At 71.2% G+C, this 20,822-nt stretch carries 19 protein-coding genes; 6 read left to right on the forward strand and 13 right to left on the reverse strand.

The features are described from left to right. The first annotated feature begins 227 nt into the window (after positions 1 to 227). Positions 228 to 815 carry a cysteine hydrolase family protein gene (locus ACIQV3_RS23445; protein ID WP_403714957.1) on the forward strand — a complete coding sequence of 196 codons (588 nt, stop codon included), beginning with the start codon at positions 228 to 230 and terminating at the stop codon, positions 813 to 815. A gap of 117 nt (positions 816 to 932) precedes the next feature. On the opposite strand, the gene ACIQV3_RS23450 is transcribed toward ACIQV3_RS23445, so the two are convergent. Further along, positions 933 to 2,081, reverse strand: a complete 1,149-nt coding sequence (locus ACIQV3_RS23450; protein ID WP_403714736.1) for a glycerate kinase — start codon at positions 2,079 to 2,081, stop codon at positions 933 to 935. A gap of 144 nt (positions 2,082 to 2,225) precedes the next feature. Here ACIQV3_RS23450 and ACIQV3_RS23455 point away from each other — a divergent pair, with 144 nt between their 5' ends. The 4 genes from ACIQV3_RS23455 to ACIQV3_RS23470 are packed head-to-tail and all read left to right on the forward strand — an operon-like array spanning position 2,226 to position 5,748. Then, positions 2,226 to 4,052 (forward strand): BCCT family transporter, encoded by a 1,827-nt coding sequence (locus tag ACIQV3_RS23455; RefSeq protein WP_403714738.1) that lies wholly within the window; start codon positions 2,226 to 2,228, stop codon positions 4,050 to 4,052. Between the two features lie 37 nt (positions 4,053 to 4,089). Then, complete coding sequence (locus ACIQV3_RS23460; protein WP_403714740.1) at positions 4,090 to 4,590, forward strand: NUDIX domain-containing protein; 501 nt, start codon at positions 4,090 to 4,092, stop codon at positions 4,588 to 4,590. Between the two features lie 52 nt (positions 4,591 to 4,642). Then, entirely contained in the window at positions 4,643 to 5,071 is a 429-nt protein-coding gene (locus tag ACIQV3_RS23465; protein WP_403714742.1) for a hypothetical protein, read from the forward strand. A gap of 2 nt (positions 5,072 to 5,073) precedes the next feature. Further along, positions 5,074 to 5,748, forward strand: a complete 675-nt coding sequence (locus ACIQV3_RS23470; RefSeq protein ID WP_403714744.1) for a CatB-related O-acetyltransferase — start codon at positions 5,074 to 5,076, stop codon at positions 5,746 to 5,748. Here ACIQV3_RS23470 and ACIQV3_RS23475 read toward each other — a convergent pair. The 11 genes from ACIQV3_RS23475 to ACIQV3_RS23525 form a co-directional block, all read right to left on the reverse strand. After that, positions 5,745 to 6,248: a methylated-DNA--[protein]-cysteine S-methyltransferase gene (locus ACIQV3_RS23475; protein ID WP_403714746.1), complete on the reverse strand. Its 504-nt coding sequence runs from the start codon at positions 6,246 to 6,248 to the stop codon at positions 5,745 to 5,747. The two genes, ACIQV3_RS23470 and ACIQV3_RS23475, sit on opposite strands and share 4 nt — an antisense overlap. A 54-nt stretch (positions 6,249 to 6,302) precedes the next feature. Then, on the reverse strand, positions 6,303 to 7,808 hold the full coding sequence (locus ACIQV3_RS23480; RefSeq protein WP_403714748.1) for an AlkA N-terminal domain-containing protein: 1,506 nt from the start codon (positions 7,806 to 7,808) through the stop codon (positions 6,303 to 6,305). A 225-nt stretch (positions 7,809 to 8,033) separates the two neighbouring features. Beyond that, positions 8,034 to 8,816, reverse strand: coding sequence for a CDP-diacylglycerol--serine O-phosphatidyltransferase (pssA, locus tag ACIQV3_RS23485; RefSeq protein ID WP_266912559.1), 783 nt, complete (start codon positions 8,814 to 8,816; stop codon positions 8,034 to 8,036). Positions 8,817 to 8,889: 73 nt separating this feature from the next. Continuing rightward, a complete protein-coding gene (locus ACIQV3_RS23490) occupies positions 8,890 to 9,546 on the reverse strand; it encodes a phosphatidylserine decarboxylase (protein WP_266885018.1) in 657 nt (218 codons plus the stop codon). A gap of 185 nt (positions 9,547 to 9,731) precedes the next feature. Next, complete coding sequence (locus ACIQV3_RS23495; RefSeq protein WP_403714750.1) at positions 9,732 to 10,937, reverse strand: acyl-CoA dehydrogenase family protein; 1,206 nt, start codon at positions 10,935 to 10,937, stop codon at positions 9,732 to 9,734. Positions 10,938 to 10,941: 4 nt separating this feature from the next. Beyond that, the gene (locus tag ACIQV3_RS23500; RefSeq protein WP_266885014.1) at positions 10,942 to 11,454 is read right to left on the reverse strand and encodes a MaoC family dehydratase; all 513 of its coding nucleotides are present in this window, start codon (positions 11,452 to 11,454) and stop codon (positions 10,942 to 10,944) included. Between the two features lie 79 nt (positions 11,455 to 11,533). Then, a complete protein-coding gene (locus ACIQV3_RS23505) occupies positions 11,534 to 12,508 on the reverse strand; it encodes an HpcH/HpaI aldolase/citrate lyase family protein (RefSeq protein ID WP_403714752.1) in 975 nt (324 codons plus the stop codon). Then, positions 12,505 to 14,610 (reverse strand): protein meaA, encoded by a 2,106-nt coding sequence (locus ACIQV3_RS23510; protein ID WP_403714754.1) that lies wholly within the window; start codon positions 14,608 to 14,610, stop codon positions 12,505 to 12,507. The genes ACIQV3_RS23505 and ACIQV3_RS23510 overlap by 4 nt, the downstream gene beginning before the upstream one ends. Positions 14,611 to 14,641: 31 nt before the next feature. Beyond that, positions 14,642 to 15,979: a crotonyl-CoA carboxylase/reductase gene (gene ccrA, locus ACIQV3_RS23515; protein ID WP_266885008.1), complete on the reverse strand. Its 1,338-nt coding sequence runs from the start codon at positions 15,977 to 15,979 to the stop codon at positions 14,642 to 14,644. Positions 15,980 to 16,369: 390 nt separating this feature from the next. Then, positions 16,370 to 17,200, reverse strand: a complete 831-nt coding sequence (locus tag ACIQV3_RS23520) for a TetR family transcriptional regulator (RefSeq protein ID WP_403714757.1) — start codon at positions 17,198 to 17,200, stop codon at positions 16,370 to 16,372. A 187-nt stretch (positions 17,201 to 17,387) separates the two neighbouring features. After that, entirely contained in the window at positions 17,388 to 19,220 is a 1,833-nt protein-coding gene (locus ACIQV3_RS23525; protein ID WP_403714759.1) for a 3-hydroxyacyl-CoA dehydrogenase family protein, read from the reverse strand. Positions 19,221 to 19,709: 489 nt separating this feature from the next. Here ACIQV3_RS23525 and ACIQV3_RS23530 point away from each other — a divergent pair, with 489 nt between their 5' ends. Beyond that, positions 19,710 to 20,279 carry a HEAT repeat domain-containing protein gene (locus ACIQV3_RS23530; protein WP_403714761.1) on the forward strand — a complete coding sequence of 190 codons (570 nt, stop codon included), beginning with the start codon at positions 19,710 to 19,712 and terminating at the stop codon, positions 20,277 to 20,279. A 17-nt stretch (positions 20,280 to 20,296) separates the two neighbouring features. On the opposite strand, the gene ACIQV3_RS23535 is transcribed toward ACIQV3_RS23530, so the two are convergent. Further along, a complete protein-coding gene (locus ACIQV3_RS23535) occupies positions 20,297 to 20,812 on the reverse strand; it encodes a RidA family protein (protein ID WP_403714763.1) in 516 nt (171 codons plus the stop codon). Between the last annotated feature and the right edge of the window lie 10 nt (positions 20,813 to 20,822).

Consider the following 20,822-nt stretch of genomic DNA (forward strand, 5'->3'; position numbering starts at 1 on the left):
CCCCGGCGGATGCAGCCGGGAGGCCCCCGACCTGGGGCGGAGCCCCCGCCGGACCTCGCCGGGCCCGGACTGCCACAGTGGCAGGATCCCATCGGTTCCCGGTCCGGGCGGTACTGGTCCGAGGGGGAGGAGACGCCCAGGATGAGGCCATGACGAACGAGACCGCACCTGAGACCGCGACCACCACCGCCACTGCCGCCGCCGCCGATGCCGCCACCGCCACCGCCATCGAGATCGCCGCGAACAGCGCCCTCCTGGTCATCGACGTCCAACAGGGCTTCGAAGACGCCGACTTCTGGGGCCCGCGCAACAACCCGGCCGCCGAGGCGAACATCGCCGCGCTGATGGACGCCTGGCAGGAGACCGGCCGCCCGGTCGTGCTCGTGCAGCACGCCTCCCGCACCCCCGGCTCGGTCCTCGCGCCGGACCGGCCCGGGTACGCCCTCAAGGACTTCGTCGCCGAGCGGGCCGGCGGGGCGGCCCTGCACGTCACCAAGTCCGTGAACTCCTCCTTCTACGGCACCCCGGACCTCGCCGACTGGCTCACCGCCCGGGGCGTCGGACAGCTCGTCGTCTCCGGCATCCAGACGAACATGTGCGTCGAGACCACGGCCCGGATGGCCGGGAACCTGGGCTACGAGGTGCTCGTGCCGCTCGATGCCACCCACACCTTCGACCTCGCCGCCGAACCCGGCCCGGACGCGCCCCGGCTGACGGCCGACCAGCTCGCCACCGCCACCGCGGTCAACCTCCAGGGCGGCGGCTTCGCCCGCATCGTCACCACGGCTCAGCTCCTCGCGGCGGCCAAGGCTTAGGCCGTCTCTTCCGGATCTTGCCGGCCCCCGTGGGAGAACGTCCGGGGCCCCCGCACACGCCGGCGGCCCGGACCCCCCGTCAGGGGATCCGGGCCGCCGGACAGGGCGGACGCCTCGTCAGAGCACGTCGCCCGCGATGTTCTCAGCCACCCGCTCCAGCAGCGGCCCCGCGTTCGGGATGCTCACCGCCGGGTCCGGCTCCAGGTCCGTGAGCGGGTACGCCCGCTGGATCCCGGCGGCCTCGAGGGCCTCCTGCGTGAGCAGCAGGCGGCCGCAGACCGCGACGACCGGCTTGCCCGCGGCGCGAGCCGCCGCCGCGACACCGGCCGGAGCCTTGCCGTGGAGCGTCTGCTCGTCCAGCGAACCCTCACCGGTGATCACCAGCGTGGCCCGCTCCAGCGCCGGCGCGAAGCCGAGCACCTCCAGCATCAGCTCGATGCCGGGACGGAACGACGCACCGAGCAGCAAGGCCCCGTAGCCGATGCCGCCCGCTCCGCCCGCGCCGGGCGAAACCGCCGCCTCGGCGGCCAGGGAACCGATCGACTTCTCCAGGACCACCGCGAAGTGCGCCAGCGCCGCGTCCAGCGTCGCCACGTCCTCGGGCGACGCCCCCTTCTGCGGGCCGTAGACCGCCGGAGCGCCCTTGGGACCCGTCAGAGGGTTGTCCACGTCGCTCGCCAGGACGAGGTCGATCTCCTTGATGCGGGGGTCGACGCCCGACAGGTCGGCCGAGGCCAGCCCGGCCAGCGCGCCGCCGCCCGGACCGACGGGTTCACCGTTCGCATCCAGGAACACCGCGCCCAGCGCGGCCAGCATGCCCGCGCCGCCGTCGGTGGTGGCGCTGCCGCCCACACCGAAGACGATCGAGCGCGCTCCCGCGTCGAGTGCGGCCTTCAGCAGTTCGCCGGAGCCGTAGGTGGTCGCCGTCAGCGGGGCGAAGACACCCGCGGGCAGCAGCTGGAGACCCGAGGCCTCCGCCATCTCGACCACCGCGGTGCCCTCGCGCAGCGCGAAAGCGGCCGTGACCTGGTCACCGAGCGGTCCGGTGACCCGTACCTCCCGGCGTTCGAAACCGGCCGCCACGGCGGCCGCGACCGTACCGTCGCCGCCGTCCGCGACGGGGAGGGTCTCGATCTCCACGCCCGGTACGGCCTTGCGCAGGCCGGCCGTGACCCGCTCCGCGACCTGAACGGCCGTGAGCGAGCCCTTGAATTTGTCCGCGGCGATGAGCACGCGCGCGGTCTCAGTTACTGCTCCGTCCGTCACCTTGCTAATCCCTTGCTATCGAACAGTGCAGTCGCGCCTCCCATGAGCCTATCCGGAGGATCCTCCTATGCCCATGCGTGGCCTGGGCCACACACGGCGCGGCATGCCCCTAAATAGGGATATACGCCTGCATAGTGTGGCCGCATGAGCACGGATTCACTGGAACAGCCACGTCCGGATTCCCCAGGTGGCGGCTCCGAAGGCCCCGGCCACGGGGCTGACGGGGCGGGGGCGGACGGCACGCCCGACCGTACGGTCGTCGTCATCGGAGTGGTCTCCGTCCTGGCCGTGGTCGCGTGGGCGGCCCTCGGGAAGAGCTCCTTCGACTCCGCGTCGAGCAGCGCGCTGGCCTGGGTGCTGAGCAACTTCGCGTGGCTCTTCGTGATCGCCGCCGATGTGTTCCTCGTCATGTGCGTCGTGCTCGCCATCAGCCGCTTCGGCCGGATCCGCCTCGGCAAGGACGACTCGGAGCCGGAGTTCACGAACCTCGCGTGGATCGCGATGATGTTCAGCGCCGGCATGGGCATCGGGCTGATGTTCTACGGGGTGGGCGAGCCGCTCACCCACTACCTGAACCCGCCCCCGGCCTCGGGCGCGGCGCCCGGCACCGGCGACGCCGCCCGCGCCGCCCTCGACTACTCCTTCTTCCACTGGACCCTCACCCCCTGGGCGATCTACGGCATCGCCGGCCTCGCCCTCGCCTACGCGACCTTCCGCAAGGGCCGCGGCAACCGCCTCAGCTCCGCCTTCGTCCCCCTCATGGGCGAGGAGCGCGCCAACGGCTGGCAGGGCAAGGCCATCGACCTGCTCGCCGTCTTCGCGACCGTCTTCGGCACCGCGACCAGCCTCGGCCTCGGCGCCCTCCAGGTGGCCAAGGGGCTCAACATCACGACGGGGATCGAGGACTCGACCACGGTCGAGCTGATCATCATCGGATCCCTGTCGGCGGCCTTCGTGCTCTCCGCATTCTCCGGGCTGCACAAGGGCGTCAAATGGCTCAGCACGATCAACATCGTGCTCGCCGCGGCCCTGATGACCTTCGTCTTCCTCCTCGGCCCGACGGTCTACATCCTCGACGTGATCCCGGCGAGCATCGGCGGCTACCTGCACGAACTGCTCCCGATGGCCACCCGCACCGGCGCCTTCACCGACAGCGAGTGGCTCGGCGCGTGGACGATCTTCTACTGGGCGTGGTGGCTCTCCTGGGCGCCCTTCGTCGGCACCTTCATCGCCCGCATCTCGCGCGGCCGCACCATCCGCGAGTTCCTCGTCGGCGTGCTCCTGGTGCCCAGCGGCGCCACCGTCGTCTGGTTCTGCGTCATGGGTGGCACCGCGATCCGCCTCGACTCCACCGGTGTCGCCGACATGGCCGCCAAGGCCGAGGAGGGCACCGAGGCCACGCTCTTCGCGATGCTCGATGCCCTCCCGCTCGGCACGGTCACCTCGTGGATCGCGATGCTCCTGGTGATGACGTACTTCGTCACCAGCGCCGACTCCGCCTCCCTCGTCATGGGCTCCCTCACCAGCCGCGGCTCCCTGCACCCGCCGACCTGGCTCGTGGTCACCTGGGGCGTGCTGATGGCCTCCGTGGCCGCCGTGCTCCTCGTCGCGGGCGGCCTGAAATCCCTCCAGACGGCCACCATCCTGGTCGCGCTGCCCTTCGTGGTGGTGATGCTGCTCCTGTGCTGGGCCCTGGTGAAGGAGCTGCGGGAGGACCCGGGCGCGGGCCCCGTCCGCCATCACCCCCTGCACGGAATGCGGGACGCGGTCAAGGCCATGGTCGGCGACGCCATCACCGAACAGGGCCCGGCCCGCCACCCCCGCCTGCGCCGCGTGGCGGAGTCGAGGAGCCGCGACCGCGAGGACGGCACCGGCGGCGGAAGCGGCGGCGGCACAGGTGGCGGAACCGGCGGCGGAAGCGGCGGCGGCACGGGTGGCGGAACCGGCGGCGGGTCCACCCCGGAAGGGTGATCCCCGCGGGCCCGGGGCGGCTGGGTAGGGTTGCGCGGTGACCACCACCGATGACTACGCCACCTACATCGCGAGCCTGCCCCGGGTGCTGGCCGGCGCGGCCGCCCTCTTCCGGGACGCCGAGGGCCGGGTGCTCCTCGTCGAGCCCAACTACCGGGAGGGCTGGGCCCTGCCGGGCGGCACCATCGAGTCGGACACGGGGGAGTCCCCGCGTACGGCCGCCCGCCGGGAGAGCGCCGAGGAGATCGGCATCGACGTACCGCTCGGCCGGCTGCTCGCCGTCGACTGGTCGACCGCCCCGGGCCGGCCCCCGCTCGTCGCGTACCTCTACGACGGCGGCGTGCTCGACGCCGCACAGCTCGCCTCCATCAAGCTCCAGGAGGAGGAGCTGCTCTCGTGGCGGCTCGTGGATCCGGCCGAGCTGACGGACCATCTGCTCGGCTCCCTGGGCCTGCGCACCCAGGAGGCGTACCGCGTGCTGCGGTCCGGCGAGGGCACCGTGGAGCTGGAGAACGGCCGCGGGCCGCAGGCCTCGTAGCCCCTTCCGCTCGTTATTCCGTGCCTACACCGAGCAGGACAGAATTCAGCAGATGATCACGATGTACGCCTGGCCCAGCACCGCCGACGGGCCCGACGCCCTGCCCATGGTCCACTTCACCACCGACCAGCAGGAGAGCGGCGAGGTCACCCCCGAGGGGGTGCCGGTCTGGATGTTCGACACCGCGATCCGCGACGGCGGCTGGGCGCAGTTCACCGACTTCGAGGCCTGGTCCGTACCGGCCGAGGGCTGGCAGGCCTTCTACCGCCGCGAGGACGACGTCCTCGCCGTCACCGGCCCCGGCGCCTGCGAGGGCTGGTACCAGGGCGGCCTCGGCGCCGACGCCGACTGGGTCGGCGCGGCCGCCGCGCAGCAGAGCGTGGTCCTGCTCGCGGCCCCCGTCCAGCACCCGTCCCTGTACGCCTACGCGGTCGAGGCCGGCGCGGCCTTCGCGCTGCTCGTCCCGCTGGTGGTCGTCTAGCCGTGAGTTCCCTCCCCTTGCCCGCGGACCCGACGGTGCTCCACCCGGTTCCCGGGCAGCCGCGCGTGGTCCTGCTGAAGCCGCTGGTGACCTCACCGCTGATCGAGGTGGGGGAGTACTCCTACTACGACGACCCGGACGACCCCACCGCCTTCGAGACCCGCAACGTGCTCTACCACTACGGGCCGGAGAAGCTGGTCATCGGGAAGTTCTGCGCACTGGGCACCGGGGTCCGCTTCCTCATGAACGGCGCCAACCACCGGATGGACGACCCCTCCACCTTCCCGTTCCCCATCATGGGCGGGTCCTGGGCCGAGCACTTCGACCTGCTCGCCGGCCTGCCCGGCCGGGGCGACACCGTCGTTGGCAACGACGTCTGGTTCGGCTACGACGCGATGGTCATGCCCGGGGTACGCATCGGGCACGGCGCGATCATCGCCGCCGGGGCCGTGGTCGTGGACGACGTCCCCGACTACGGGATCGTCGGCGGCAACCCGGCCACCCTCATCCGCACCCGCCACACCGACGAGGAGATCGCCCGCCTGCTCGCCCTGGCCTGGTGGGACTGGCCCGTGGAACACCTCACCCGGCACGTCCGTACCGTCATGTCCGGCACGGTCGCGGACCTGGAGGCCGTCGCACCGGGGGCCCGGTCCGATCGGCAAGACACCCCTTAGAGCTGCTCGGCCCCGGACTCGAAGGCCAGCAGGCGCACCTTGCGGTCGATGCCGCCGCCGTAGCCGGTCATGGAGCCGGAGGCCCCGATGACGCGGTGGCACGGCACGATGATGCCGACCGGGTTCTTCCCGTTGGCCAGGCCGACCGCGCGCGAGGCGTTCGGCTTGCCGAGCTTGGCGGCCAGCTCCCCGTAGGACCAGGTCTGCCCGTAGGGGATCCGTACGAGCTGCTCCCACACGCTGCGCTGGAACTCGGTGCCCTCCAGCCGGACCGGCAGGTTGAAGTCGGTGAGCTCCCCGGCGAAGTACGCGGTCAGCTGCCGCATCACCTCGGGGAAGGGCGCCTCACCGGCCGCGACGCGCTCCCCGAAGGCCTCCTCGGCCGGGCGGTGGCGCTGCCCGGTCATGTAGAGGCCGCAGAGGACCCCGTCGGCGGCGACGAGGGTGAGCGGCCCGTAGGGGCTGTCCACGACGGTGTGCTGCTTGGTACTGCTGCTCATGATGCTCGTACTCCTCGGAAGTCGGTGGGGTCGGGGTCGGGACCGGGGTCGGGGTCAGGCCGGCAGGACGTTGATGGCGTGGTCCTCCGTGGCCCACAGGTACTGCACGGCGTACGCGCGCCAGGGCCGCCAGCGCGCCGCGCGGGCCGTGAGCGCCGCGGGCGTGGAGGGCAGCCCGAGCCCCTTCGCCGCCCGCCGGATCCCCAGGTCGGCCGGGATGAAGGCGTCCGGATCGCCCAGGGCCCGCATCGCGATGATCTCGGTGGTCCACGGCCCGAACCCGGGCAGCGCCCCCAGTCGTGCGCGGGCCGCCTCCCAGTCGCTGTCGATCCCGAGCGGGAGCGAGCCGTCGGCCAGGGCCGAGACGAGCGTGGTGAAGGTGGTGCGCCGGCTGCGCGGCAGGGCGAGGGACTCCGGGTCCATCCCGGCCAGGGCCTGCGAGGTGGGGAACAGGTGCGTCAGCCCGCCCTCGGGGTCGGGATCGGCCACCGGCTCGCCGAGGGCGCGCACCAGGCGGGCCGCGTGCGTACGGGCCGCCGCGGTCGACACCTGCTGGCCGAGGACCGCCCGTACGGCGAACTCCTCCGCGTCGACGGTACGCGGCACCCGGCGGCCGGGAGCCTTGGCCACGAGCGGGGCCAGCAGCGGGTCGGCGCTCAGCTGTTCGTCCACGGCCTCGGGGTCCGCGTCGAGGTCCAGGAGCCGGCGGCAGCGGCTGATGGCGATGGTCAGGTCCCGCAGGTCGGTGAGGGCGAGGCGGCAGCCGATGTGGTCGGGCCGCGGGGTGAGGGAGACGACGCCGGTGCCGTACGGCAGCCGCAGCGTGCGGCGGTAGGCGCCCGCCCGCCACTCCTCGATCCCGGGGACGGCGGTCGCGGCGAGGTGGCCGAAGAGGTTGTCGGGGGTGAGCGGGGCGCGGAAGGGCAGCCGCAGGCTGATGGTGCCGGGCACCTGGGCGGCTCCGGCTGCGGCGCCGGCTTCCGGGGCGGCCCCCCGGCGCGCCGCCCGCGCCCGGAGCTCGCTCGGGGCCAGGGCGAAGACCTCGCGGACGGTGTCGTTGAAGGTCCTGATGGAGGAGAACCCGGCGGCGAAGGCGATGTCGCCCATCGGGAGCCCGGAGGTCTCGATCAGCAGCCGTGCGGTCTGCGCGCGCTGGGCCCTGGCCAGGGCGAGGGGCCCGGCGCCGAGCTCGGCGTTCAGCTGGCGCTCCACCTGCCGGGAGGAGTACCCCAGCCGCGTGGCGAGCCCGGTGACGCCCTCGCGGTCGACCACGCCGTCCTGGATGAGGCGCATGGCGCGTGCGACGGCGTCGGCTCGGGCGTTCCACTCGGGGGAGCCGGGCGAGGTGTCGGGCCGGCACCGCTTGCAGGCCCGGTACCCGCCCTGCTGGCAGGCGGCGGCGCTGGGCAGGAAGGTCATGTTCTCGACCTTGGGCGGTACGGCGGGGCAGCTGGGGCGGCAGTAGATCCCGGTGGTCCTGACGGCGGTGAAGAACCATCCGTCGAACCGCGCGTCCTTCGACTGGACGGCCCGCACGCAACGCTCCGTATCGGTGTACATGGCTCCCATCCTCCCGGGCGACCGCCCCCTGGGCTGGCGGTTTTCCGACACCAAGCCTATGCGGGCTTCGCCTCCGGCCCGGGTGCTGTTTCCCCCTCCGGGTGCCCGCGGGGGTGGGCGCCCGGCTGCGCGTGCGCCGCTCCCGCGGGCGGAGGGCCCCCGCATGCGGAAGGGCCCCCGGTTGCCTGGTGGCGGCCGGGGGCCCTTGCGTGCGTGCGGCGGAGGCTACGGGGCCTGGGTGGCCCTCGCCTCGCGGCGGTTGTGGCGGAACGTGTTCGCGCGACGGGTCGTCGCGAACAGCGGGATGGTCGCCGCCAGAGCGATCTGCAGCGCGCAGCCGGTCTGGAGCAGCAGCCCGCCGCCCGGCGCGTCGAACGCCCACGCGGCCAGCAGACCCATCGCCGCGACGATCCAGCTCAGCATCGCCACCGCGAGGACACCCCGAGGCTTGGGGTACTCGACCCGGCTCACCATCAGCCAGGCCACGCCGACGATCGCCAGCAGGGTCGGGATGAACGGCAGCTCCAGCAGCACGATCGAGACGACCGTCAGCGCACCGAAGGGGCTCGGCATGCCCTGGAACATGCCGTCCTTCATCGCCACGCAGCTGAATCTCGCGAGGCGCAGGACGACCGCCAGCAGGACCACGATCGCCGCCAGTGCCGACATCTTCTGCACGGCGTCGTCGGCGACCATGCCGTAGACGAGCACGAAGTACGCCGGAGCCAGGCCGAAGCTGATCAGGTCGGACAGGTTGTCCAGCTCCGCGCCCATCGGCGAGCTGCGCAGCTTGCGGGCCACGATGCCGTCGAAGAGGTCGAAGACCGCGGCGAGCAGCATCAGTATCACGGCGGTGGCCGCGCTGCTGCGGGCCATGCCCGACTCGCCGCTGCCGGTGAGGTGCGGGATGAGGATCCCGGTGGTGGTGAAGTACACCGCCATGAATCCGCACGTCGCGTTGCCGAGGGTGAGGGTGTCCGCTATCGACAGCCGCAGTGACAGCGGCATGTCGTCCTCGGTGGACTCCTCCTCGGCCGCCTCCGGCACCCAGCCGGTCGCCGGCGTCGCCGGGGTTTCAGGTTCAGTCACGGTCAATTCGGGTCACCCCCGCGGTGGTGGCCTGTCCGACCTCGACCGCGACCTCGACGCCCTCGGGGAGGTAGATGTCGACGCGGGAGCCGAAGCGGATCAGACCGATGCGTTCGCCCTGCTCCACCTTGGTACCGGCCGGCAGGTACGGGACGATGCGACGGGCGACGGCGCCGGCGATCTGCACCATCTCGATGTCGCCGAGTTCGGTGTCGAAGTGCCAGACGACGCGCTCGTTGTTCTCGCTCTCCTTGTTGAACGCCGGAACGAATCCACCGGGGACGTGCTCCACGGACGTCACCGTGCCCGCGAGGGGCGCGCGGTTGACGTGGACGTTCAGGGGGCTCATGAAGATCGCGACGCGGGTGCGCCCGTCCTTCCACGGCATGATGCTCTGCACCACACCGTCGGCGGGCGAGATGACCCTGCCCTGCGTGATCTCACGCTCGGGGTCGCGGAAGAACCACAGCATGCCCGCCGCGAGCGCGGTGGTGGGCACGGCCACGGCCGCCCAGCGTCCGGACTTGCGGGCCCGGACGAGGCTGACGGCGGCGGTGGCGACGGTCGGCAGAAGCCACGGCGATGCTCCGCGCGCGAGGCGTCCACCGAGGAGGCCGACGCGAGGTGCAGAGGTTTGGCTGTGGGGCATGGATGACCTTCGTAGCGGGTGATGCCGCGCCGCAAACGGGGGGACGGGACGGCGGCTTTACTGGAATGCTATCGGTTGCGCGCAACAACTGGGCAAGCCAGAAGCCGAGTCGATGGCCGTGAGCCAGTGACTGCTAGTGACCCTTTCGCGGGAAACCACTGGATGATTTACCCCAAAAGGGACTTTCAGCCCTGGAGCCGGTACTCCTCGAGCAGGCGTCGCCCGATGATCATTTTCTGGATCTCGGCGGTACCTTCACCGATGAGCAGCATGGGCGCCTCGCGGTAGAGGCGCTCGATCTCGTACTCCTTCGAGAAGCCGTAGCCACCGTGGATACGGAACGCGTCCTCCACCACCTCCTTGCAGTACTCGGAGGCGAGGTACTTCGCCATCCCTGCTTCGAGGTCGTTTCGTTCCCCGGAGTCCTTTTTGCGTGCTGCATTGACCATCATCGCATGGGCAGCTTCGACCTTGGTAGCCATCTCGGCCAGCTTGAACTGGATCGCCTGGTGCTCGGCGATGGCCTTGCCGAAAGTATGACGTTGCTGGGCATACGAGACACCCAGCTCGAACGCACGCTGTGCGACGCCGCAGCCACGGGCCGCCACGTTGACGCGGCCGACCTCGACCCCGTCCATCATTTGGTAAAACCCTCGGCCGGTCTCCCCGCCGAGGACCCGATTGGCCGGAATGCGCAGTCCGTCCATGATGAGCTCGGTCGTGTCGACGCCCTTGTAGCCCATCTTGTCGATCTTGCCCGGGATGGTCAGGCCGGGCCGGACCTCACCGAAGCCGGCCTCCTTCTCCACGAGGAAGGTCGTCATCGACTTGTGGGGCGCGGTGCCCTCCGGGTGTCCTTCGTCACTGCGCACCAGAACGGCCACCAGCGTGGACGTGCCGCCGTTCGTCAGCCACATCTTCTGGCCGTTCAGGACGTACTCGTCGCCGTCCTTCACCGCCTTCGAGGTGATGGCCGACACATCGGAGCCGAGCCCCGGCTCGGACATCGAGAACGCGCCGCGCACCTCGCCCAGCGCCATCCGCGGAAGGAAGTGCTCCCGCTGCTCCTGCGTCCCGTGCTGCTTGAGCATGTACGCCACGATGAAGTGCGTGTTGATGATGCCCGAGACGGACATCCAGCCGCGCGCGATCTCCTCGACGCACAGCGCGTAGGTGAGCAGCGACTCACCCAGGCCGCCGTACTCCTCCGGGATCATCAGGCCGAAGAGGCCGAGTTCCTTGAGGCCGTCGACGATCGCTTGCGGGTATTCGTCCCGGTGCTCCAGCTCGGTCGCGACCGGGATGATCTCCTTGTCTACGAACTCCCGGACGGTCTTGAGGATGTCCCTCTGGTCGTCCGTCAGGCCGGCGGTCTGGGCAAGTCGGCTCATGGTTCTACTTCCCCTGTTCCTTCAGCGTGGGGCGGCCGGGCTGCTCGCCGCCGCGCTCCTTGATGTACGTCTCGGTCGGCACCATCACCTTGCGCCGGAAGACGCAGACGAGGGTGCCGTCCTGCTTGTAGCCCTTGGTCTCCACGTAGACGATGCCGCGGTCGTTCTTCGACTTCGACGGGGTCTTGTCGAGGACCGTGGTCTCGCCGTAGATCGTGTCGCCGTGGAAGGTCGGCGCCACGTGCCGCAGCGACTCGATCTCCAGGTTGGCGATGGCCTTGCCGGAGACGTCCGGCACCGACATGCCCAGCAACAGGGAGTAGATGTAGTTGCCCACGACGACGTTCTTGCCGAAGTCGGTGGTGTTCTCCGCGTAGTTGCTGTCCATGTGGAGCGGGTGGTGGTTCATGGTCAGCAGGCAGAAGAGGTGGTCGTCGTACTCGGTGACCGTCTTTCCGGGCCAGTGCTTGTAGACGTCGCCGGGGGTGAACTCTTCGTAGGTGCGGCCAAACTGCATGGTGACCCCTCCGGGGTGCTCGCCCGGGCCCTGCGGGCCCGGGACGGGGGATGGGTGCGCCCGACGCTGCGGGATCGCCTCAGGCGGACGGGGCCTCGAACTTCGAGGTCCGGCGCATGCCCGCCGCGCGGCCCTTGCCGGAGATGACCAGCGCCATCTTGCGGCTGGCCTCGTCGATCATCTCGTCGCCGAGCATCGCCGAGCCCTTCTTGCCGCCCGCCTCGGAGGTGCACCAGTCGTACGCGTCGAGGATCAGCTCGGCGTGGTCGTAGTCCTCCTGCGAGGGGGAGAAGACCTCGTTGGCCGCGTCGACCTGGCCGGGGTGCAGCACCCACTTGCCGTCGAAGCCCAGGGCCGCCGCGCGCCCGGCGACCTCGCGGTAGCCGTCGACGTTCTTGATCTGGAGGAAGGGGCCGTCGATCGCCTGGAGGTCGTGCATGCGGGCCGCCATCAGGATCCGCATCAGGATGTAGTGGTAGGCGTCCGCGCCGTAGCCGGGCGGCTGCATGCCCACGACCAGGGACTTCATGTTGATGGAGGCCATGAAGTCGGCCGGCCCGAAGATGATGGTCTCCAGCCGCGGCGAGGCGCCGGCGATCGCGTCGACGTTCACCAGGCCCTTGGCGTTCTCGATCTGCGCCTCGATGCCGATCTTGCCGACCTCGAAGCCCATCGTCTTCTCGATCTGCGTCAGGAGGAGGTCGAGGGCCACGACCTGCTGGGCGTCCTGGACCTTCGGCAGCATGATGCAGTCGAGGTTCTGGCCGGCGCCCTCGACGACCGTGATCACGTCGCGGTACGTCCAGTGCGTGGTCCAGTCGTTGACGCGCACCACGCGGGTCTTGCCGGTCCAGTCGCCCTGGTTCAGCGCGTCCACGATCGTGTGGCGGGCGCCTTCCTTGGCGAGCGGGGCGCAGGCGTCCTCCAGGTCCAGGAAGACCTGGTCGGCCGGCAGGCCCTGGGCCTTCTCCAGGAACCGGGGGTTGGAACCCGGCACCGCGAGGCAGGAGCGGCGCGGCCGCAGCCGGTCGACCGGGGAAGGGGGCGTGGTCATGCGGGGACCTCCGTGCTTGCAAGGGTGTCAAGGCTGTCAGGGTTGATGATCTCGTCGGTGTCGCCGAGCGGGTGCAGCTTGTTGGCCCGGCGGATCTCGTCGACGATTTTGCCGATGATCTCCGTGATGCCGAAGTCCTTCGGGGTGAAGACCGCCGCCACCCCGGCCTCCTTGAGCGCCACGGCGTCGGCATTCGGAATGATGCCTCCGAGGACCACGGGGATGTCACCCGCCCCCGCCGCGCGCAGGCGTTCCAGCACGTCCGGGACGAGCGCGCTGTGCGAACCGGACAGGATGGACAGTCCCACGCAGTGCACGTCCTCGGCCAGCGCCGCCGAGGAGATCTCCTCGGGGGTCAGCCGGATGCCCTGGTAGACCACCTCGAAACCGGCGTCGCGGGCCCGTACGGCGATCTGCTCGGCGCCGTTGGAGTGCCCGTCCAGGCCGGGCTTGCCGACCAGCAGGCGCAGCCGGCCGGAGCCCAGCTCGTCGGCCGTACGGGAGACTTTCGCGCGGACGAGGGCCATGGGGGTCCCCTCCTCGGCGGTCACGGCCACCGGGGCCGAGGAGACCCCGGTCGGAGCCCGGAACTCCCCGAACACCTCGCGCAGGGCGCTCGACCACTCGCCGGTGGTGACACCGGCGCGGGCGCACTCCAGGGTGGCCTCCATCAGGTTCTCGTCCCCGGCGGCGGCCTCCTTCAGCCGGTCCAGGGCCTGCATGACGCTGGGGAAGACGAACGGGTCGCCGCCGCCCTGCCGGTCCGAGGACTCCTGGCGCTCGGCCTTCCAGCGGCCGATGCGCTCGACGGTCTGGGCCTCCAGTGCCCCGTCCACCGTCATGATGGCGCCGTCCAGGTCCGCGGTGAGCGGGTTCTCCTCGGTCTGCTGGAAGCAGTTGACGCCGACGATCTTGTCCTGGCCGTCCTCGATCCGGGCCCGCCGCGCGGCGTGCGAGGAGACCAGCTCGCCCTTGAGGTAGCCGGACTCGACGGCCGCCATCGCGCCGCCCATGTCCTGGATCCGGTCGATCTCGGCCAGGCACTCGGCCACCAGGGATTCGACCTTGGCCTCGATCACGTGCGAGCCGGCGAAGATGTCCTCGTACTCCAGCAGGTCGCTCTCGTGGGCCAGGACCTGCTGGATGCGCAGCGACCACTGCTGGTCCCAGGGCCGGGGCAGGCCCAGCGCCTCGTTCCAGGCCGGCAGCTGCACGGCGCGGGCGCGGGCGTCCTTGGAGAGCGTCACCGCGAGCATTTCCAGCACGATCCGCTGGACGTTGTTCTCGGGCTGCGCCTCGGTCAGGCCCAGGGAGTTGACCTGGACCCCGTACCGGAAGCGGCGCTGCTTCTCGTTCTCGATGCCGTAGCGCTCGCGGGTGACCTTGTCCCAGATGCGGCCGAAGGCGCGCATCTTGCACATCTCCTCGATGAAGCGGACGCCCGCGTTCACGAAGAAGGAGATCCGGGCGACGACCTCGCCGAACCGTTCCTCCGGGACCTGGCCCGAGTCGCGCACCGAGTCCAGGACCGCGATGGCCGTGGACATCGCGTACGAGATCTCCTGGACGGGCGTGGCTCCGGCCTCCTGCAGGTGGTAGCTGCAGATGTTGATCGGGTTCCACTTCGGGATGTGGTTGACCGTGTACGCGATCATGTCCGTCGTGAGGCGGAGCGAGGGCCCGGGCGGGAAGACGTGCGTCCCGCGCGAGAGGTACTCCTTGACGATGTCGTTCTGAGTGGTGCCCTGGAGCAGGGCGATGTCCGCGCCCTGCTCCTCGGCGGCCACCTGGTAGAGCGCCAGCAGCCACATGGCGGTGGCGTTGATCGTCATCGAGGTGTTCATCTGCTCCAGGGGGATGTCCTGGAACAGCCGCCGCATGTCGCCCAGGTGGGAGACCGGGACCCCGACCCGGCCGACCTCGCCGCGGGCGAGGATGTGGTCGGGGTCGTAGCCGGTCTGCGTCGGCAGGTCGAACGCGACCGACAGGCCGGTCTGGCCCTTGGCGAGGTTGCGGCGGTACAGCTCGTTGGACGCCTCGGCCGTGGAGTGGCCGGCGTACGTCCGCATGAGCCACGGACGGTCCTTCTGGCGCTCTGTCATCTCAGGCTGTCCCTTTGGCCTTTGAGGGGTCTCAGATGTTGCGGAAGCGGTTGATGGCGTCGAGGTGCGTGGCGCGCATCTCGTGGTCCCGCACGCCGAGGCCTTCCTCGGGGGACAGGCAGAGCACGCCGACCTTGCCCTGGTGGAGGTTGCGGTGGACGTCGTAGGCGGCCTGGCCGGTCTCCTCCAGGGAGTAGACCCGCGAGAGGGTGGGGTGGATCTTGCCCTTCGAGATCAGGCGGTTGGCCTCCCAGGCCTCGCGGTAGTTCGCGAAGTGCGAGCCGATGATCTTCTTCAGGGACATCCACAGGTAGCGGTTGTCGTACTCGTGCATGTAGCCCGAGGTCGAGGCGCAGGTGGTGATGGTGCCGCCCTTGCGGGTGACGTAGACGCTCGCGCCGAAGGTCTCGCGGCCCGGGTGCTCGAAGACGATGTCGATGTCCTCGCCGCCGGTGAGCTCGCGGATGCGCTTGCCGAAGCGCTTCCACTCCTTCGGGTCCTGGGTGTGCTCGTCCTTCCAGAACTTGTAGCCCTCGGCGTTGCGGTCGATGACCGCGGTGGCGCCCATGGCCCGGCAGATGTCGGCCTTCTCCGGGGAGGAGACCACGCAGATCGGGTTGGCGCCGCCGGCCAGCGCGAACTGGGTGGCGTACGAGCCGAGCCCGCCGCTGGCGCCCCAGATCAGGACGTTGTCGCCCTGCTTCATGCCGGCGCCGTTGCGGGAGACCAGCTGGCGGTACGCGGTGGAGTTGACCAGGCCGGGGGAGGCGGCCTCCTCCCAGCTGAGGTGGTCGGGCTTGGGCATCAGCTGGTTCGACTTGACCAGGGCGATCTCCGCCAGGCCGCCGAAGTTGGTCTCGAAGCCCCAGATGCGCTGCTCGGGGTCGAGCATCGTGTCGTTGTGGCCGTCCGAGGACTCCAGCTCGACCGACAGGCAGTGCGCGACAACCTCGTCGCCGGGCTTCCAGGCGTTGACGCCGGGACCGGTGCGCAGGACGACGCCCGCGAGGTCCGAGCCGATGATGTGGTACGGCAGGTCGTGGCGCTTGGTGAGCTCCGAGAGGCGCCCGTAGCGCTCCAGGAAGCTGAAGGTGGAGACCGGCTCGAAGATCGAGGTCCACACGGAGTTGTAGTTGACCGAGGACGCCATGACGGCGACCAGGGCCTCGCCCGGGCCCAGCTCGGGGAGCGGGACCTCGTCGAGGTGCAGGGACTTGCGGGGGTCCTTCTCACGGGTGGTGAGCCCGGCGAACATCTCCGCCTCGTCCTTGTGCACGGTGATCGCGCGGTACGAGTCGGGGAGCGGCAGGGCCGCGAAGTCGGCGGCCGTCGCGGCCTGCGACTGGATCGCGTCCAGAATGTCCTTCACGGTGATGCCTCCGGCCGTGCGCTGATGAGGGTGCGCTGAGGTAAACGGGGTGCGTTGAGCGGTAGAGCGATGTGTGAGGGGCGCCGTCGATTCGGCTGGGGTGGAGCTGCGCGTTGCCTGTGGTGGGGCGGTGCGGGGGGCCTGGTGACGCAGGCATCCGGGGCGCGTTCCGTGCCGAGTGGGCGGGATCGCGGGGACATCCGGACGAGATTCAACGTATGGCACCCCGTGTCACTCAGCAAGGCACCGCGTGCCAAAACTTTCTCTCATTTGCCGATTGACCTGCACGGATGAGCGATGATCGATCAGAGTTACCCGCGAGTAGGGGCAACTCGGACAAACGAAAGCGGCCGCCCCCGGAACGGGAGCGGCCGCTGTGACGTGTGTCGCCTACTTGTTTCTGAGCGCCTCTTCGATGGTCCGCATGACCTCGTCCAGCGGAGCGTCCGTACGGGCCACCGCCACCAGTACCTCGCCCTGCGTACGCACCGTGGCCGGCGGGGCGACGGGTTCCGGCGACGAGGGCGCCGAGCTCAGCGTGCGCCCCGCGCCGATCCCCGAACCGAAGGTCTTGCGCACGATCGAGAAGGCGTGGTCGAGCTGCGCCTCCACGTCGCCCTGCCCGCCCGCCCGCAGCCAGCGCCGCAGCACGTGGTTGTGGGCCGTGACCACCGCCGAGGCGGCGACCTCCGCCAGCAGCGGGTCGTCGTTGCCGTCGTGGTGGTCGGTCTCGTCGAAATGGGCCAGCAGGTAGCGGGTGAAGAGCCGCTCGTAACGGGCGACCGAGGCGATCTCCCGCTCCCGCAGCGCCGGCACCTCGCGGGTCAGCCGGTAGCGCTCCACCGACACCGCCGGCGAGGCGGCGTACATCTTCATGACTTCCTTGATCCCCCGGCACACCGTGTCGAGCGGGTGCTCGTGCGCCGGGGCCACGTCGAGGACGGCCTCGGCGCGGGTCAGGGTGTCGTCGTGGTCCGGGAAGATCGCCTCTTCCTTGGACCGGAAGTGCCGGAAGAAGGTCCGGCGCGCGACCCCGGCCACCGAGGCGATCTCGTCGACCGTGGTGGCCTCGTACCCCTTGTTCGCGAAGAGCTCCATGGCGGCCGCCGCGAGCTCGCGGCGCATCTTGAGCCGCTGCGCGGCCGCCTTGGTACCGGCCGGGGTCTCCGGGGCGTCGGAGACCGCCGAGGCGCGGGGTGAGGTCTTGGCGGGCTGGGACATAGAGCGAAAGTACTTCATTCGCGCGGGAGAGCGCTCCCGAGGGGGGCGGGACGGGGATGGATGCGGGGGAGGGCCGGCACTGGGCACACAGTGCTCCTCGGGAGGGTGTGTCCGCCGTGAGGGTCCGGCGGACCCGAGCAGCCCTCCCCACGCATCCTGCTCTTGGGGCTCCTGCGCCTGCCGCGGATTACCGGCGGGGGGCGTACTCACGGAATCCGCGGCCGGTCTTCCGGCCCAGGCAGCCCGCCGCGACCAGGTGCTCCAGCAGCGGGGACGGGGCCAGGCCCGGGTCGCGGAACTCCTTGTGCAGGACCTTCTCGATGGCCAGCGACACGTCCAGGCCGACCACGTCGAGGAGCTCGAAGGGGCCCATCGGGTAGCCGCCGCCCAGCTTCATCGCCGCGTCGATGTCGTCGATTCCGGCGTAGTGCTGCTCGACCATCTTGATCGCGTTGTTGAGGTACGGGAACAGCAGCGCGTTCACGATGAAGCCCGCCCGGTCCCCGCAGTCCACCGCGTGCTTGCGGACCTGACCGCAGATGCCGCGGACCGTGGCGTGCACGTCGTCGGCGGTCAGGACGGTCCGGACCACCTCGACCAGCTTCATCGCCGGGGCCGGGTTGAAGAAGTGCATGCCGATCACGTCCTCGGGACGCGAGGTCGCACGGGCGATCGCGATCACCGGGAGGGAGGAGGTCGTGGTGGCGAGCACCGCACCGGGCTTGCAGGCCTTGTCCAGCGCCCGGAACAGCTCCTGCTTCACCTCCAGGTCCTCGGCGACGGCCTCCACGGCCAGGTCCACGTCCGAGAACGCGTCCAGCGAGCCCGCCGCCGTGATCCGGCCCACGGTGGCGGCGGCGGCCTCCGCCGTCAGCCGGCCCCGGTCCACCGCCCGGCCCAGCGACTTTGCGATCGCGGCCTTCGCCGCGTCCGCCTTCTCCTGGCTGCGGGCCGCCAGCACCACGGGGAAACCGGCCTGTGCGAAGACCTGCGCGATGCCGCTCGCCATCGTGCCCGAACCGGCCACGCCGACCGAGTTCACCGGACGGCTCGCCCGGACCAGCTCCCCGTCCGGCGGGGTCTGCAGGTCACGGACGACGACCTGGCTGCCCGGGGCCTCGTACGTGTAGAACCCGCGCCCGGACTTCTGCCCGGTCAGGCCCGCCTCGGCGAGGTGGCCGAGGATCGGGGCGGGAGCGTGCAGCCGGTCGCCCGAGGCCGTGTACATGGCCTCCAGGACGGTACGGGCCGTGTCCACGCCGATCAGGTCGAGCAGCGCCAGCGGGCCCATCGGCAGACCGCAGCCCAGCTTCATCGCCGCGTCGATGTCCTCGCGGGAGGCGTACCGCGACTCGTACATGGCGGCGGCCTGGTTGAGGTAGCCGAACAGCAGGCCGTCGGCGACGAAGCCCGGGCGGTCGCCGACCGCGACGGGCTCCTTGCCGAGCTCGCGGGCCAGCGCGGTGACCGCCTCGACGGCCGGCGGGGCCGTCAGCACGCTGGAGACGACCTCGACCAGCTTCATCGCCGGGGCCGGGTTGAAGAAGTGCAGGCCGACCACGCGCTCCGGGCGCTGCGACTCGGCGGCCATCCGCGTCACCGACAGGGCGTTGGTGCCGGTCGCCAGGATCGCGGTGGGCCGGACGATCGCGTCGAGCTCGCGGAAGATCCGCTGCTTGAGCTCGTAGGACTCGGGGACCACCTCGATGACCAGGTCGGCGTCGGCGGCGGCGCCCAGCTCGGAAAAGGTGCGGAAGCGGGCGAGCACCGCCTCGCGCTCCTGCTCGGTGAGCTGCTCCTTGACGACGGAGCGGGCGGTGGCCGCCGCGAGGGCCGCGGTGGCCCGGCGGGCGGCGGCCTCGCTGACGTCGATGCCGATGACCTCGCGGCCGGCCCGGGCGAGGACCTCGGCGATGCCGGAGCCCATCGTGCCGAGACCGACGACGGCGATGGTCTGCAGGGCGGGGCGGACGGGCTGGGAGGAGGGGGAGGGCTGACCGGACGTGGACGGAAGGTCCATCGCGGGACTCCAGTGGAAGAGGGTGACGACTGAGGGGGCGCGCGGAGCACGGCGCGCGCGGAGGCCGTACGGGAATCCGTGCGGAAGGGCACGCTCGGGAGCACGCGGAAACCAGTGCGGAAGGCCGTGCGGAAAGCGTGCGGAGGAGCCCGGGGCTCCCGGATGACCGGGGATCGCGGCGCGGCCGGGGAACCCGGCGGAACCAGGGAACCCGGCAGCAAGGAGCCGGTGGGGCACAAGCGGCGGAGCCCTGTCCCGGGGTCACGCCGTGAGGTGGTGCGGAAGTCGTGCAGAACCGACTGGTACGAGGTGGCTGCGTCACCAGGCCGCCCTCGTACGTGTTGTAGGGACAGTAACCCGTCCCCAACTGGTCCGCCAGAGCGTGCAGATGTGACCTGTACCGCCCAAATGTACCGATCATCGATCATCGATCAACCGGCTGTTCGAAGGCCCGGCCCGATCGGCGGGACACCCCCTAAGGTGGCCGGGGTGAACGACGTGTTGGAACGCCTGCGGGCGGAAGCGGCGCAGGAGCCGGAGTACGAGGCGCGGTACGCGGCGCTGCTCGCGGCGGACGCGGACGGCCTGGCGGCCTCCCTGACCTCCGCGGGTCTGCCGCTGTGGGCCCGCGAGCTGGCCGCGTACCGGCTGGGGCTGGCCGGCGACCGGCGCGCCTTCGAGTCCCTGGTCCTGCTGCTCAACCACCGGGACCCGCCGCGCTGCGAGGCGGCCGCGCAAGCGCTGGCCGTCCTCGGGGACCCGCGTACCGCCCGCGCGGCGGCGGCGCTGGCCACCAACGAACTGCGCACGGCCTACGCCCTGCACCCGGTCCGGCTGCTGGCGGCGCTGCGCGCCCCGGAGTCCGCCCCCGCGCTGATCCGCACGCTGTCGAGGCTGCTCGCGCCGCACGACCCGTACTGGCGGGTGGCCCTGGCCTGTGTGGAGGGGCTGGGCGCGCTGGCGGACGAGCGGGCCCGGGAGGTCCTGACCCGGGCCCAGTCGCACCCCCGGCTGGCCGTGGCCGCGACGGCGGCCCTGCGGGGGCTGAGCGTCGGCTAGGCCCGCACCCCCGAGCCTCAGCCGGCGAAGCCGGTCTTGAAGCCGGTCCCGAAACCGGCCCGGGAGCCGGTCCGGAAACCGGACTCGTCCTCGGCGTCGGGCCCCGACCCGGGCCCGGTCCGCTCCGGCAGGACCGCGAAGGCCTCGATCTCCAGCAGCAGTTCGGGCCGGAACAGCGCCGCCACCTGGACCGCAGAGGAGGCCGGGAGGCGGTCCGGGGCGATCACCTCGTCGCGGGCCTCCCGTACCGCCGGGAGGTGGGCGATGTCCGTGACGAAGTACGTCAGCTTCACCACGTCCTCGAAGCCGGCCCCGGCCGCGGCCAGGCACAGCCGCAGGTTCTCGAACACCTGCCGGGCCTGGGCGGCCGGGTCGCCCTCCCCGACCAGCTCGCCCTTCTCGTCGAAGGCGCACTGCCCGGACACGGCGACGAACCGGCCCGTGCCCCAGACGACGTGGTGGTAGCCGGTGCCCGGGGCGACGCCCTCGGGCGCGGCGATGCGGGTGAGGTGGTTGTCCTGTGAGGTGGTCATGGGCACGATC

The organism is Streptomyces sp. NPDC099050, from assembly GCF_044759865.1.
Lineage (GTDB): Bacteria > Actinomycetota > Actinomycetes > Streptomycetales > Streptomycetaceae > Streptomyces.

Excerpts from the sequence above, each read along its gene's own strand:
- ACIQV3_RS23465 (WP_403714742.1), top strand. The coding sequence starts at position 4,643 with ATGATCACGATGTACGCCTGGCCCAGCACCGCCGACGGGCCCGACGCC.
- pssA (WP_266912559.1), bottom strand. The coding sequence starts at position 8,816 with ATGCCGCTGTCACTGCGGCTGTCGATAGCGGACACCCTCACCCTCGGC.
- ACIQV3_RS23520 (WP_403714757.1), bottom strand. The coding sequence starts at position 17,200 with ATGTCCCAGCCCGCCAAGACCTCACCCCGCGCCTCGGCGGTCTCCGAC.
- ACIQV3_RS23455 (WP_403714738.1), top strand. The coding sequence starts at position 2,226 with ATGAGCACGGATTCACTGGAACAGCCACGTCCGGATTCCCCAGGTGGC.
- ACIQV3_RS23490 (WP_266885018.1), bottom strand. The coding sequence starts at position 9,546 with ATGCCCCACAGCCAAACCTCTGCACCTCGCGTCGGCCTCCTCGGTGGA.
- ACIQV3_RS23480 (WP_403714748.1), bottom strand. The coding sequence starts at position 7,808 with ATGTACACCGATACGGAGCGTTGCGTGCGGGCCGTCCAGTCGAAGGAC.
- ACIQV3_RS23525 (WP_403714759.1), bottom strand. The coding sequence starts at position 19,220 with ATGGACCTTCCGTCCACGTCCGGTCAGCCCTCCCCCTCCTCCCAGCCC.
- ACIQV3_RS23535 (WP_403714763.1), bottom strand. The coding sequence starts at position 20,812 with ATGACCACCTCACAGGACAACCACCTCACCCGCATCGCCGCGCCCGAG.
- ACIQV3_RS23505 (WP_403714752.1), bottom strand. The coding sequence starts at position 12,508 with ATGACCACGCCCCCTTCCCCGGTCGACCGGCTGCGGCCGCGCCGCTCC.
- ACIQV3_RS23500 (WP_266885014.1), bottom strand. The coding sequence starts at position 11,454 with ATGCAGTTTGGCCGCACCTACGAAGAGTTCACCCCCGGCGACGTCTAC.
- ACIQV3_RS23475 (WP_403714746.1), bottom strand. The coding sequence starts at position 6,248 with ATGAGCAGCAGTACCAAGCAGCACACCGTCGTGGACAGCCCCTACGGG.
- ACIQV3_RS23495 (WP_403714750.1), bottom strand. The coding sequence starts at position 10,937 with ATGAGCCGACTTGCCCAGACCGCCGGCCTGACGGACGACCAGAGGGAC.
- ACIQV3_RS23510 (WP_403714754.1), bottom strand. The coding sequence starts at position 14,610 with ATGACAGAGCGCCAGAAGGACCGTCCGTGGCTCATGCGGACGTACGCC.